The organism is Vibrio sp. 10N.261.46.A3 (assembly GCF_041472995.1).
GTDB lineage: Bacteria > Pseudomonadota > Gammaproteobacteria > Enterobacterales > Vibrionaceae > Vibrio > Vibrio coralliirubri.
The window spans coordinates 9,841-23,535 of record NZ_JBFRRH010000026.1 but is presented as its reverse complement, the minus strand read 5'-3'; the positions used below and the strand labels follow the sequence as shown (position 1 = coordinate 23,535).

Here is a 13,695-nt window from a genome sequence, read left to right as displayed (position 1 = left end):
TTAGCGGCGCGAACAAGATAGAAAAAAGGCGCTGAACATAATATTCAGCGCCTTTGCATTGTTCGTTAAGCAATCGTGATTACTTAATTTCCATACCTTGAGCTTGTAAGTCTGCATGGTAAGAAGAACGTACAAACGGACCACACGCTGCATGAGTGAAGCCTAGCTCTAGAGCAATCTCTTTCAGCTCATCGAACTCAGAAGGCGGCACGTAGCGTTCTACTGGTAAGTGGTGACGGCTTGGTGCTAGGTATTGGCCTAGTGTCAGCATAGTCACACCATGTTCACGAAGGTCTTTCAGTACTTGAACGATCTCTTCTTTTGTCTCACCAAGACCCATCATCACACCTGATTTTGTTGGGATGTCAGGGTGCTGCTCTTTGAATTTCTTCAGTAGATCAAGAGACCACTTATAGTTCGCACCTGGACGCGCTTTACGGTACAGACGTGGCGCTGTCTCTAGGTTGTGGTTGAAAACATCTGGCGGGTTGTCTTTCATTAGATCAAGTGCAACGTCCATACGACCGCGGAAGTCTGGAACCAGTGTTTCGATACGAATATTTGGGTTTAGTTCGCGAATCTCACGGTTACAGTCAGCAAAGTGCTGAGCACCGCCGTCACGCAAGTCATCACGGTCAACTGAAGTGATTACAACGTACTTCAGTTTCATGTCTTTAATCGTCTTAGCCAGTTTCTTCGGCTCTTCAGCTTCAGGAGCAACAGGACGACCATGGGCAACATCACAGAACGGGCAGCGACGAGTACAGATAGCGCCAAGAATCATAAACGTTGCCGTACCGTGGTTGAAACACTCGGCTAGGTTAGGGCAAGACGCTTCTTCACAAACTGAGTGCAGGTTGTTTTTACGCATTGCTGATTTGATTTCTTGAATACGATGACTGTCTGAAGGAAGTTTAATCTTCATCCATTCAGGCTTACGTAGAACTTCTTTCTGTTCAGCAGGCATATTCTTTACGGGAATTAATGCCATTTTGTCAGCGTCACGATATTTAACGCCTTTTTCCATTTGGATTGGTTTGCTCATGATTTTATGCTTCTGCTGTAATGTTACTGGTGGCTTGAATGTCTACTTGGTCATAGCCGAGTAGCTCTACGAGCTCTTGTATTAACTGTTGCTCAACGTTTTCTAGTTCACTTGGTCCGCCGAGTTGGCTTACCTGCGCCATTTCCATACCTTGGTAACCACATGGGTTAATACGTTGGAATGGAGACAGGTCCATATCGACGTTGAGTGCTAGCCCGTGGAACGAGCAGCCACGTCGAATACGTAATCCGAGTGAACAGATTTTCTTGCCATCGACATAAACACCAGGAGCGTCAGGTCGGGCAGCTGAATCTATATTGTAAGCTTTCAGAGTATTGATTACGAGGTTCTCGATATGAGTAACCAAATCACGCACTCCGAACTTCTTGCGGCGGATGTTAATCAGAAAGTAAGCGACTAATTGGCCTGGGCCGTGGTAAGTCACTTGGCCACCGCGATCGCTTTGTATTACAGGGATATCACCGGCATTTAATACATGCTCGGCTTTGCCTGCTTGTCCTTGAGTGAAGACAGGGTTGTGTTCAACCAACCAAACTTGGTCTACGTCTTCTTCCGTGCGTTCGTCTGTGAACTTATGCATGGCTTTCCATACAGGTTCGTAATCCTGACGGCCTAATTTTTTTACGATTAGCTTATTTTGCAAAGCTGCACTCCCTCAAGGATTAATAAAGTGAACGCATTATAAACGCGAAACATGATTCTAACTACAGACGGACTGCAAGGTTTTTCAACTTTCTTTGTATTTATTGAAAATTAAGTTGAATGAATTTGAGCTAGATAGGGTGCTTTAAACAAAAACAGCGGCAATAAGCCGCTGTTTTTCATGTGTAATCGGAGATTACAGAACCATACGAACGATTTCGATCTCGCCCAGTTCTTTATAAAGAGTTTCTACTTGCTCAATTGATGTCGCAGTAATATTGATAGAAACAGAGTGGTAGTTACCTTTCGCACTCGGTTTTAGCGTTGGGCTGTAGTCACCAGGAGCATGACGCTGGATCACTTCTAGTACTAGCTCAGTCAGTTCTGGCTTAGCGTGGCCCATTACTTTGTAAGTGAATGAACAAGGGAACTCTAAGAGGTCTTTTAGTTTTGCATCAGAATTGATGTTCATGATTAGCTCCAAAAGGCTAGACTCTCGCAAATTGGCGAAATGTCGATAAAAAGCGTGTTCGGTCAACAGACACGAGTAATAAGGCGGAATATTACGTGTAAATATCACCGAACTCAAGATCAACAAAAGCCGCACATGGCGGCTTTTGGTTCGCTAATGAGTAAATCATGAACTTACTCATTAGTTTAGCTATACAACAAGCTTAGGTTTTACCTAGAACAAACCTTTGGCTTGTTTAGAATAAACCCTTGAACAGAAGAACTAGGTAGTCCCATAGACGGCTAAATAGGCTGCCTTGGTCTACATCTTCAAGTGCTAGTAGTGGGTATTCAGCAACGTCTTCACCGTCTACTTGGTAGAATAGTTTACCAACTACATCGCCTTTGCTGATTGGCGCTTCTAGCTCTTTCTCAAGAACGAAGCTTGCCTTCAGGTTCTTAGCTTGACCACGAGGTAGCGTCACGAACGTATCTTCGTCGACACCTAATGCAACAGTGTCCTTGCTACCCATCCAGATCTTCTCTTCTACGAAAGTTTCACCGGCTGTGTGTGGTGCCACTGTTTCAAAGAAGCGGAAGCCGTAGCTAAGCAGTTTTTTGCTTTCTGTTTTACGAGCATTCGCATTCTTAGTGCCCATTACTACGGCAACTAGGCGCATTTTGCCTTCTGTCGCTGAGCTTACTAGGCTGTAACCTGCATTGCTTGTGTGGCCCGTTTTGATGCCATCAACGTTCATGCTCTTATCCCATAACAGACCGTTACGGTTGTATTGGGTGATGCCGTTGTATGTGAATTTCTTCTGTGAGTAGATACGGTACTCGTCTGGTACGTCGCGAATCAGTGCCTGACCAAGTAGCGCCATATCGTAAGGCGTTGAGTATAGGTTCGGGTTGTCTAGACCGTGCACGTTAGCAAAGTGCGTGTCTTTCATGCCGATAGAGCTTGCCCAAGCGTTCATTAGGTCAACGAATGCATCTTCAGAGCCAGCGATGTGTTCAGCCATAGCAACACATGCATCGTTACCTGATTGAATGATGATACCGCGGTTCAGTTCTTCAACTTTAACCGTAGTGCCAACTTCAACGAACATCTTAGATGAATCTGGGAAGTTTTTAGCCCAAGCATTTTCACTGATTACAACATCGTCGTTTAGGTTGATGTTGCCACGATCAAGCTCTTGGCCGATCACGTAGCTCGTCATCATCTTGGTTAAACTTGCTGGAGAAAGTTGAGTATTCATCTCTTTCTCTGCTAGTACTTTGCCTGAATGGTAATCCATCAGAACAAAACCTTTAGCGGCGATTTGAGGTGCATCAGGAACAACAATAGGAGCGGCGAATGACGATGTAGCTATCGTTGCAGAAAGAGCAACAGAAGTAGCAAAAATCGATTTAACAAGTTTATTAGATTTAATCATTTTGAATGCAATTATTTGGTGAACTATTCATATATTAACAGAATCACTCTGTCACACCAGAGCGCTGATTACCAGAAGTAACTGTTAGATTAATTAGCGAGTTAGGGTGTGTTTTTTTATATAAGCTGACGGGTAACCCATTAGCTTAACTTGTTCTAATTTCTCTTGAGTCAGAGCATAGTCATGAAATGGCCCAATCATCAGACGGTAGTTGTCATCATTTGGCTGCAAGAACGTTGCTACTTCTAGCTTTTCGGCTAGATCTTTCGCTAACTTCTCTGTTCTATCTTCATGCGGAGATGTCGCGACTTGAATAATAAATTGCGGTAAAGCAGCCTTTTTATTTGCGTCGGTTGGCATAGCCACAGTAATGACTTCAATCTCAACATTTGCTGTGCCGGTTCTCAACACATCGAGCTTGTAAGCTGCTGCATAACTAAGGTCAATGATTCGGCCTTCATGGAATGGGCCGCGGTCATTGATACGAACAATTGTCGTTTTGTTATTGTCGGTATTCGTCACTTTTACATAGCTTGGAATTGGCAATGTTTTGTGCGCCGCAGACATCGAATACATATCGTAGATCTCGCCGTTAGACGTTAAGTGACCATGAAATTTCTTACCGTACCAAGAGGCTTTGCCTTTCTCAGTAAACCCTTCGGTCTTCTTTACGATCTTGTAGTCTTCGCCACGTAAAGTGTAATCCGTGTTACCACCTAAACTATAAGGTTCATACTGAGGGTGAGCATCCTCGAGATGCTCTACTGAGATAGGTGCATCTGGTGCAATATCTGAATCAATATCGTAGCGGCCTGTTGGCTGTTTTGAAGAACAACCATTGATTAAAATCGCTAGCCCCAAGATAGAGACTATTTTTTTGATTGGCAGCTCTTCAACCAAGGATGCTTTTTTTGGAAACGTTGTAATAGACATCGATTAGGTCGCCTTTGAGAATGCTTTTCTGTGTGTATGGATCGACATTAAAATACCAAAACCAGCCATAAGGGTAACCATTGAAGTACCGCCATAACTGACTAGAGGAAGAGGAACACCAACCACAGGTAGAATGCCACTTACCATGCCAATGTTTACAAAAATATAAACGAAGAAGCTCAGGACAATACTGCCGCCCATCATTCGACCGAATGCGGTTTGAGCTTGGCTCGCAAGCACTAAGCCACGTCCAATAATAAACAAGTAGATAGCAAGCAAGAACAATATACCAATCATGCCCCACTCTTCGGCGATGACCGCAAAAATGAAATCGGTGTGACGCTCAGGGATGAACTCTAGTTGAGATTGAGTGCCTTGCAACCAACCTTTTCCTGATATACCACCCGAGCCTATCGCTATCTTACTTTGAATGATGTGGTAACCCGCACCTAATGGATCTGATTCAGGATCAAAAAGGGTTCTTACGCGTACTTTTTGATATTCACGCATTAAGAAGAACCATAAGATTGGGATAAATGCCCCTAACGCGATTGCAGCGCTAGCAATGATTTTCCAGCTGATACCTGCCAGGAATATCACGAAGATACCAGATGCGGCGATAAGGATAGATGTACCTAGGTCAGGTTGTTTTGCGATTAGAATCGTCGGTACAAACACCATCACTAGCGAGATCGCTAATGTTTGGAAGGTGGGCGGAAGTGAGCGCTTACCGATAAATCTTGCTAACATCAAAGGCACCGCGAGCTTTAATAGCTCTGAGGGTTGGAATCGAACAAAGCCGAAGTTTAACCAACGCTGTGCACCTTTAGAGGCTTCACCAAAGAACAACACGCCCAATAGCAAGATGACACCACCTACAAATAGCAGTGGTGCCAAGGTTTCATAAGTACGAGGTGAGATCTGCGCTAGGAAGATCATCACACCTAAAGACAGAGCCATGCGCATCGCCTGGCGATCCATCATCGCAAGGCTTTGTCCGCTTGCGCTGTACATGATCAGCAGGGCAAAGCCCATTAAAACCAGAATGCCAAGCAAAAGCGGCAGGTCGATATGCAGCCTTTCGAATAGGGCTCTATTTCGTCCAGTTGAAGGATCAAGTTTCATTATTTAATTGGCTCACTTTGATAATCTTCTGCAAGGATAATATGGTCTAAAATCCTTCTTACTACTGGGCCGCCGTTAGAAGAACCGCCACCTGCGTTCTCTAGAACGATAGTTACGACGGCTTCAGGATCTTCAAAAGGCGCGTAACCCGTAAAGAGGGCGTGATCGCGTAAGTGCTCTGCGATTTCATCCGCGTTGTACTCTTCATCTTCTTTTAAGCCGAATACCTGCGCGGTACCCGATTTACCCGCGGTTTGGTAAGACATCTTCTGGAATGAACGTCTTGCCGTACCTTTCTTACCGTGGTTAGCCAGCCTCATACCTTCCTGAGCGATATCCCAATACTTCTTCTTAACCCCGGTTAGCGGTGGGTAAGTTTCAATGTCCGACATGATTTGCTCATCGAATGGACGACCGTTATCAATGGTTGAACGAAGTAGGTGAGGTGCGGTTACTTCACCTTCATTGACCAAAACTGATGTGGCTTTTGCAATCTGCATTGGTGTTGCAGTCCAGTAGCCTTGGCCAATACCAACTGGGATGGTGTCACCTTGGTACCAAGGCACACGGTGTCTGGCCATCTTCCAATCACGAGTTGGCATATTGGCTTTGCTTTCTTCATAAATATCGATGCCAGTATAATCACCAAAGCCGAACATCATCATCCATTTGGATATGCGATCAATGCCGAGATCATAAGCAATTTGGTAAAAGAAAGTATCCACTGACTCTTCAATCGCTTTCTCTATATCAACGACCCCGTGTCCCCAACGTAACCAGTCACGAAATGGTCTTGTTTTCGAATTAGGGATCTTCCAATAACCTGGGTCATTACGCGTTGTATTGGGTGTAATCACACCTTCTTGCAGAGCAGCAACAGCAATGAATGGCTTGATCGTCGATGCTGGTGGATAAATACCTAGCGTTGCACGGTTAACCAAAGGGCGGTCTTTGTCTTGAAGCAGGGCGTTATAACCTTTAGACGAAATACCATGTACGAATGCATTTGGGTCGTAGCTTGGGCTAGATACCATGGCTAACACGCCATTGTCTTTCGGGTCGAGAACGATAGCTGAGCCACGGCGGCCATCAAGTAACTTATGTACGTATAGTTGTAGCTTGATATCCAAGTTGAGAACGATATCTTTGCCCGGAACCGACGGTACAAACTTAAGGGTACGGATCACTCGTCCACGGCTGTTAACTTCGACTTCTTGATAGCCAGCGGTACCGTGAAGCATGTCTTCGTAGTAGCGCTCGATACCAAGTTTACCGATGTCGCGAGTAGCTTGGTAATTGGCGTCTTTCTCTTCGCGAACCAAGCGCTGCATATCACGGTCATTGATACGCGATACGTAGCCAATCACGTGAGTTAACACATCACCATAAGGGTAGAAACGTTTTAGCGTACCTGTAACTTCAACACCTGGGAATTTATGCTGATTTACAGAGAAGATCGCAACCTGTTCTTCGGTAAGCTGATTCAGAATCGGTACTGACTTGAAGCGTCGTGAATTGCGACGATCACGATCAAATCGTTCAATACGCTCTGGCGGGATCTCGATTAATTCTTGTAGACGGACGAGCGTGTCATCCATATCTTTGATTTTTTCTGGTGTGATTTCTAGGTTGAAAACCGGGCGATTTTCGGCAAGAAGTACACCATTACGATCGTAAATCAAACCACGGTTAGGGGCGATTGGAACGACCTTGATGCGGTTATCGTTAGAGCGGGTTTTATAGTCTTGATATTGATTGACCTGAATGTTGTACAGGTTAACAACCAACATCGATATCATGACTATGATCCCCGCAAACGCAACAAAAGCACGATTAGTAAATAGTCGTGCTTCTGCTTTGTAATCACGGATTTGGCTACGTTTACGTAACATTAACGCTTATTCTCGATGATAAGGGTGGTTAGCAGTGATGCTCCAAGCTCGATACAAGCTTTCAGCCATGATAACGCGTACTAATGGGTGAGGGAGAGTAAGCGCAGACAGAGACCAACTTTGGTCTGCAGCCGCTTTACATGCAGGTGCTAATCCTTCAGGCCCGCCGATAAGGATAGAAACGTCGCGTCCATCCAATTTCCAACTTTCCAATTGCTCTGCCAGTTGTGGGGTGTCCCACTTTTTACCTGGGATATCAAGCGTGACAATGCGGTTGCCTTTTGGAACTGCTGCCAACATTGCTTCGCCTTCTTTTTGAAGAATGCGTGCAATATCCGCATTTTTACCGCGCTTTCCCGCAGTAATTTCAATGAGCTCTAATGGCATATCATGAGGGAAGCGGCGTTTATATTCTTTAAAGCCTTCTTCAACCCACTTCGGCATTTTTGTGCCAACTGCGATTAATTGGATCTTCAAAGCTTAGCCCCAAAGTTTTTCTAGTTGGTACAGTTCACGGTGTTCTTCTTGCATAACGTGAAGCATGCTTGTGCCCATATCTAGAACAACCCATTCACCTTCTTGCTGGCCGTCCATGCCTAGTGGCTGCATACCTGCTTTACGTACTTCATCAGCAACATGCTGTGCAATAGAAGCAACATGGCGCTTAGAGGTACCAGTACAAACAATCATGTAATCAGTGACGCTTGATTTACCTTCTACATCGATAGTCACAATCGATTCTGCTTTCATGTCGTCGGCTTTGTCTGCAAGAAAATCTTTTAGTTCTTCACGTAACACGGGGTGTTCCTTTAATCTGAATTTAGCTTTTTAGGGGCTGTTGACCCTAGAATATACCACGCTTTTATGCTTGAAATGGTATTGAAGCTGAAGGGATACAAAACTCTACGCTTAACTGATGAATTAGTGGCCAAGGCGACTGCTCATATTGAGTTTTTGTCATCAATTCAGCTTGAGTGAGCAACGCGAACAAAGAGTGTAATTGAGAAATCGAAACTCTTGTTAGCGCGGCGTTATAAAGAGGCTTTTTAGATTGCCAGATACGGTGTTTCTCGAAGACCTGGCCAATCGGCACCTGTTTCATTTGTTGCTGCATCTGTAACAGCAGAGCAAGCTCACGTTGTATGCTACGCAATAAAATGACGGGTTCGACACCTTCGGCTTCTAGTTGACGTAGGATTCGTTGTGCACGGTTTCCTTTGCCTGCCAATAACGCATCACTCCAATGGAATGGAGTAAAATGGTTGTGTCGACTCAGCGATTCTTCTAAGAGTACTAATGTGAGCTTTCCATCTGGGTATTGGAGAGCCAGTTTTTCTAAGCTTTGGGTCAGAGCAAACAGATTACCCTCATGCCATTGCGCCAGCATTTGAATCGCTTCAGGATCTGGTGTTAAACCGATTTGACGGCAGCGTGCTTGGACAAACTGAGGTAATCGGCTGACATCTGGCGTTAGGCAGCTGACCAAGTGACCCTGATTCGAAAGTGCCTTAAACCACTTAGCGCTTTCTTGGGCTTTGGTTAGCTTAGTGCCCACCAAGATTAACAAGATATCACTGTGGATATGCTCGGAGATTGCGAGTAGCTCTTTCGCTATTGCGGCATTGACGCCTGACTCTGGCAGTTCAAGCTCGATGACCTGACGGCTAGAGAATAGGCTCAGTGCTTGAGTGCAGTCGTAGACTTGATTCCAGTCGAGACTGCTATCAATCGCAAAGCGGTGACGTTCTTCAAAGCCTTGCTGTTTTGCAGCCTTTTGAATCGCTTCTCGGCTCTCTTGCAGCAGTAGAGGTTCGTTACCAAAAATTAGGTAAACATTACTCAACTGTTTAGCCAGTTGTTCTGATAAGCGGTCAGCAAAAATACGCATCAAATAAACCTATTACTCAGCCGAATCGCTAAGTGTTGGTTGCTCTTCTGAAGCTGGTACGATCTCAACGTCGTCAATTTCAACATTTTTGATGTTGTATTGCTTTTCGAGCTCTTTCACTTGAACGTGCTCTAGTGCATTTAGGTCCATGCTATCAGCGGCAATGTTCGCTTTTAGTCGAGCCATCTGACGAAGGATTTGGCTTGTTGCCAACTTACGCATCTCATCTTCGATCATGTCTCGCTCAACAGACTTCGCAAGTGCAGTTAGCGGGTTATCTAGGTAACTACGGGTTACGCTGGTTGAGAATGTCTTTGAGCCAAGGTCAGGGATAGTTACACGATATGAAGCATAGAACGTTAGCTCAATTTCAGCAGCACGAGTGTTTTGGTATAGAGATAGAGTTCGCTCACCAACACTCTCACTAATAATGTGCAGGTTAGGTGTATTCTCAGCCGGTGGCACAATTTCTACATCATTCATACGCAGTTGACCTTTCATCATACGGGTAAGCGTACTGTATTGGTCGTAGCTGGTTACGGAGATCTTGTTGAGTTCTTCGGGTACGGAGTAATCACCACGCAGGTGGAAACCACAGGCACTTAATAGGCTAACGGTTAAAACAACAACAGTAACTTTCAATGAAGATAGTGAAATCAGGCGCATTATTTGATGGCTCTCATGAAGGTAGAATACTTATTTAAAGGCTTTAGTTCATTTGAGTGGTTAGGCTCAAGTCTAAAGCGCTTAAATAAGTAGACAGGGCAATTAGCTACCCTGTCTACAGACTGCTTTTGATGAATTAAGTTCGTTAATTCTTTAGCAATTGCATTGTGCTAACGAAATTAGTTAGCAACGATGTTTAGAAGCTTACCTGGTACGAAGATAACTTTACGGATAGTTAAGCCATCTAGGAACTTCTTAGCGTTCTCATCGTTTAGACCAAGATCACGAACTTGCTCTTCTGTTGCATCAGCAGCAACGGTTAGTTTCGCACGTAGCTTACCGTTGATCATGACAACGATAGTTTTCTCGTCTTCAACTAGCGCTTTCTCATCGAAAGTTGGCCATGTTGCTGAGTCTACGTTTGATTCACCAAGTGCAATCCACATTTCGTAAGAGATGTGCGGAGTCATTGGGTAAAGCATGCGTACTACCGCCTTTAGCGCTTCATCAAGGATTGCACGATCTTGTACAGATTCTTGAGGTGCTTTCGCTAGCTTGTTCATCAGTTCCATGATTGCAGCGATTGCTGTGTTGAACGTTTGGCGGCGGCCAATATCGTCCGTTACTTTCGCGATAGTCTTGTGGATATCACGACGAAGTGCTTTTTGGTCGCCAGATAGCGCAGAAGCATCAACAGATTCAGCAGCACCCTTAGAAGAGTGAGCGTGAACCAATTTCCAAACACGTTTAAGGAAGCGGTTAGCACCTTCAACGCCAGACTCTTGCCACTCAAGCGTCATGTCTGCAGGTGATGCAAACATCATGAATAGACGTACTGTATCAGCGCCGTACTTGTCTACCATCTCTTGTGGGTCGATACCGTTGTTCTTAGACTTAGACATTTTGATCATGCCTGAGTGTTCAACTTCACGACCTTGATCGTCGACTGCTTTTTCGATGCGACCTTTACCGTCACGTTCAACCGTTACGTCAGTCGGTGCAATCCACTCTTTGGTGCCTTTTTCGTTTTCGTGATAGAACGCGTCAGCCAGAACCATGCCTTGACACAGTAGTTGCTTGAACGGTTCGTCAGACGTCACGTAACCAGCATCACGTAGAAGCTTATGGAAGAAACGAGAGTAAAGCAGGTGCATACAAGCGTGCTCGATACCACCAACGTATTGGTCAACTGGTAGCCAGTAGTTTGCTTTCTCTGGGTCTAGAATGTCGTCTGCTTGTGGAGAACAGTAACGTGCGTAGTACCAAGAAGACTCCATAAACGTATCGAACGTGTCAGTCTCACGTAGAGCTGGTTCGCCGTTGAATGTTGTTTCAGCCCAAGACTTGTCTGCCTTGATTGGGCTAGTTACGCCATCCATTACTACATCTTCAGGAAGAATGACTGGCAGTTGGTCTGCTGGTACTGGGTGAACTTCACCATCTTCAGTGGTTACCATTGGGATTGGAGCCCCCCAGTAACGCTGACGAGATACACCCCAGTCACGTAGACGGAAGTTTACTGTCTTCTTACCTTTGCCTTCAGCTTCAAGCTTCGCAGCAATTGCATCGAATGCTTCTTGGAACGCAAGACCATCGAATTCACCAGAGTCGAACAGTACACCTTTTTCAGTGTAAGCCGCTTCAGAAACGTCTAGTTCAGAACCATCTTCAGGTTTGATTACTGGGATGATATCGATGCCATACTTAGTTGCGAACTCGTAGTCACGTTGATCGTGAGCAGGAACCGCCATTACCGCACCCGTGCCGTAATCCATAAGTACGAAGTTTGCTACGTATACAGGAACAACACGACCGTTAAGAGGGTGGATAGCCGTTAGGCCAGTATCCATACCTTTCTTTTCCATCGTTGCCAGTTCAGCTTCAGCAACTTTAGTGTTACGACACTCTTCAACGAATGCAGCAAGCTCAGGGTTGTTCTTCGATGCTTTCTCTGCAAGAGGGTGACCTGCAGCGATACCAACGTAAGAAACACCCATTAGTGTATCCGGACGTGTTGTGTACACTTCTAGTGGTGCTTCTTCACCGTTAACAGCGAAAGATAGCTCAACACCTTCAGAGCGGCCGATCCAGTTGCGCTGCATGGTCTTAACCATTTCAGGCCAACCTTCAAGGTTGTCTAGATCGTCTAGTAGCTCTTGAGCGTACTCAGTGATTTTAATAAACCACTGTGGAATTTTCTTTTGTTCTACCGGAGTATCGCAACGCCAGCAGCAACCGTCTTCTACTTGCTCGTTTGCCAGTACAGTTTGGTCGTTTGGACACCAGTTCACAGAAGAAGTCTTCTTGTAAACCAGGCCTTTTTCGTAAAGCTTAGTGAAGAACTCTTGTTCCCAACGGTAGTACTCTGGAGTACAGGTTGCGAATTCACGGTTCCAGTCGTAACCAAAGCCTAGAAGCTTCAGTTGGTTCTTCATGTACTCAATGTTTTCGTAAGTCCATGGTGCAGGCGCTGTGTTGTTTTTAACAGCTGCGTTTTCTGCAGGTAGGCCGAATGCATCCCAACCAATTGGCTGCATTACGTTTTTGCCTTGTAGACGTTGGAAACGAGATACCACATCACCGATGGTGTAGTTACGCACGTGACCCATGTGCAGTCGGCCACTTGGGTAAGGGAACATAGAAAGACAGTAGAATTTTTCTTTGTTTGGGTCTTCACTTACAACGAAAGTCTCGCTGTTATCCCAGTGTTGTTGAACCTTTTGTTCAATCTCTTGCGGGTTATATTGTTCTTGCATCGATGGTATCCGGTTATCTTGGAATTTGTGAGTTCGGTTAGAACAGAATCTTACAGATCGTCATAGAATACCTAAAGGAGCTGAGTACAACAATAGTTATACCCTTCATACTTGCAGTTGCAGCCTAGTAGATTGTGTAATTTTCACTGAATTTCGCAGGGCAACTATACTTAAGAGTATGAATTGCATTTGTTTGTAAGCGGGAGTGCATTACAGCGCATCCGTTTGCTCACTAAAAGGTTGGTTATCTTAAGGAGGTTGTTATGCCGAAGAAAAAAGCGCTCTATGAAGAAGTCGTCGAAGAGGTGATTGAAACGCTGAAGCATAGCCCTGAAGAGCTCAACAATAAAATCGAAACGTCGGGCAAGTTTGCGAAAGCAGCTAATGATATGACTAAAGATGAGCTTTCATTGATCTCTGCCTACGTGAAGTCGGACTTAAAAGAGTTTTCCGAAAGCTATGAAGAGAGTAAAAGCGGTCCATTCTATTTGATGATTGCGGACTCTATTTGGCAAGGGCTGTTGGATATTACTGATCGTACTAAGGTGGAGTGGGTTGAACTGTTCCAAGACTTAGAACACCAAGGCTTGTATCAAGCGGGTGAAGTCATTGGCTTAGGCACCTTAGTATGTGACGAGTGTGGTCACCAAACCGAATATAACCACCCAACCAATATCATTCCATGCATTAAATGTGGTTCTAAAGGGTTTAGTCGTAAAGCCCTCAAACCGTAAGCTTCTGAACCATAGCATATCAACGTAAAACCACAGCAATGAAAAAGGGTTGACCCAATCAGTCAACCCTCAAATCATTTTTCGTCGAATCTCGAATCTCGAAT

At 44.9% G+C, this 13,695-nt stretch carries 13 protein-coding genes; 1 reads left to right on the top strand and 12 read right to left on the bottom strand.

The window, feature by feature from the left end:
- Nucleotides 1-79: 79 nt before the first annotated feature.
- The 12 genes from lipA to leuS all read right to left on the bottom strand — a co-directional run bounded on the left by lipA (nt 80) and on the right by leuS (nt 12,857).
- Nucleotides 80-1,045, bottom strand: coding sequence for a lipoyl synthase (gene lipA, locus AB4484_RS06925; protein ID WP_017059920.1), 966 nt, complete (start codon nt 1,043-1,045; stop codon nt 80-82).
- Nucleotides 1,046-1,049: 4 nt separating this feature from the next.
- On the bottom strand, nt 1,050-1,709 hold the full coding sequence (gene lipB, locus AB4484_RS06920) for a lipoyl(octanoyl) transferase LipB (RefSeq protein ID WP_137407352.1): 660 nt from the start codon (nt 1,707-1,709) through the stop codon (nt 1,050-1,052).
- Between the two features lie 195 nt (nt 1,710-1,904).
- A complete protein-coding gene (gene ybeD / locus AB4484_RS06915; protein ID WP_026084358.1) occupies nt 1,905-2,183 on the bottom strand; it encodes a DUF493 family protein YbeD in 279 nt (92 codons plus the stop codon).
- A gap of 232 nt (nt 2,184-2,415) precedes the next feature.
- Entirely contained in the window at nt 2,416-3,597 is a 1,182-nt protein-coding gene (locus AB4484_RS06910; RefSeq protein ID WP_017062336.1) for a serine hydrolase, read from the bottom strand.
- Between the two features lie 93 nt (nt 3,598-3,690).
- Complete coding sequence (locus AB4484_RS06905; RefSeq protein WP_019820805.1) at nt 3,691-4,530, bottom strand: septal ring lytic transglycosylase RlpA family protein; 840 nt, start codon at nt 4,528-4,530, stop codon at nt 3,691-3,693.
- Nucleotides 4,531-4,533: 3 nt separating this feature from the next.
- Nucleotides 4,534-5,655, bottom strand: a complete 1,122-nt coding sequence (gene rodA, locus AB4484_RS06900; RefSeq protein ID WP_017062334.1) for a rod shape-determining protein RodA — start codon at nt 5,653-5,655, stop codon at nt 4,534-4,536.
- Entirely contained in the window at nt 5,655-7,547 is a 1,893-nt protein-coding gene (mrdA, locus tag AB4484_RS06895; protein ID WP_048607956.1) for a penicillin-binding protein 2, read from the bottom strand. The genes rodA and mrdA overlap by 1 nt, the downstream gene beginning before the upstream one ends.
- Before the next feature lie 6 nt (nt 7,548-7,553).
- Nucleotides 7,554-8,024 (bottom strand): 23S rRNA (pseudouridine(1915)-N(3))-methyltransferase RlmH, encoded by a 471-nt coding sequence (rlmH, locus tag AB4484_RS06890; protein WP_004735246.1) that lies wholly within the window; start codon nt 8,022-8,024, stop codon nt 7,554-7,556.
- A 3-nt stretch (nt 8,025-8,027) separates the two neighbouring features.
- Nucleotides 8,028-8,345: a ribosome silencing factor gene (gene rsfS / locus AB4484_RS06885; RefSeq protein WP_004735247.1), complete on the bottom strand. Its 318-nt coding sequence runs from the start codon at nt 8,343-8,345 to the stop codon at nt 8,028-8,030.
- A 64-nt stretch (nt 8,346-8,409) separates the two neighbouring features.
- A complete protein-coding gene (holA, locus tag AB4484_RS06880) occupies nt 8,410-9,435 on the bottom strand; it encodes a DNA polymerase III subunit delta (RefSeq protein WP_372077214.1) in 1,026 nt (341 codons plus the stop codon).
- A gap of 12 nt (nt 9,436-9,447) precedes the next feature.
- A complete protein-coding gene (lptE, locus tag AB4484_RS06875; RefSeq protein ID WP_372077212.1) occupies nt 9,448-10,101 on the bottom strand; it encodes an LPS assembly lipoprotein LptE in 654 nt (217 codons plus the stop codon).
- 179 nt (nt 10,102-10,280) lie between these two features.
- Nucleotides 10,281-12,857: a leucine--tRNA ligase gene (gene leuS / locus AB4484_RS06870; protein ID WP_372077210.1), complete on the bottom strand. Its 2,577-nt coding sequence runs from the start codon at nt 12,855-12,857 to the stop codon at nt 10,281-10,283.
- A 263-nt stretch (nt 12,858-13,120) separates the two neighbouring features.
- Here leuS and AB4484_RS06865 point away from each other — a divergent pair, with 263 nt between their 5' ends.
- Nucleotides 13,121-13,591, top strand: coding sequence for a zinc ribbon-containing protein (locus tag AB4484_RS06865; protein ID WP_017062329.1), 471 nt, complete (start codon nt 13,121-13,123; stop codon nt 13,589-13,591).
- Nucleotides 13,592-13,695 lie beyond the last annotated feature (104 nt).

Excerpts from the sequence above, each read along its gene's own strand:
- lptE (WP_372077212.1), bottom strand. The coding sequence starts at position 10,101 with ATGCGCCTGATTTCACTATCTTCATTGAAAGTTACTGTTGTTGTTTTA.
- AB4484_RS06865 (WP_017062329.1), top strand. The coding sequence starts at position 13,121 with ATGCCGAAGAAAAAAGCGCTCTATGAAGAAGTCGTCGAAGAGGTGATT.
- AB4484_RS06910 (WP_017062336.1), bottom strand. The coding sequence starts at position 3,597 with ATGATTAAATCTAATAAACTTGTTAAATCGATTTTTGCTACTTCTGTT.
- AB4484_RS06905 (WP_019820805.1), bottom strand. The coding sequence starts at position 4,530 with ATGTCTATTACAACGTTTCCAAAAAAAGCATCCTTGGTTGAAGAGCTG.
- leuS (WP_372077210.1), bottom strand. The coding sequence starts at position 12,857 with ATGCAAGAACAATATAACCCGCAAGAGATTGAACAAAAGGTTCAACAA.
- holA (WP_372077214.1), bottom strand. The coding sequence starts at position 9,435 with ATGCGTATTTTTGCTGACCGCTTATCAGAACAACTGGCTAAACAGTTG.
- mrdA (WP_048607956.1), bottom strand. The coding sequence starts at position 7,547 with ATGTTACGTAAACGTAGCCAAATCCGTGATTACAAAGCAGAAGCACGA.
- lipA (WP_017059920.1), bottom strand. The coding sequence starts at position 1,045 with ATGAGCAAACCAATCCAAATGGAAAAAGGCGTTAAATATCGTGACGCT.
- rodA (WP_017062334.1), bottom strand. The coding sequence starts at position 5,655 with ATGAAACTTGATCCTTCAACTGGACGAAATAGAGCCCTATTCGAAAGG.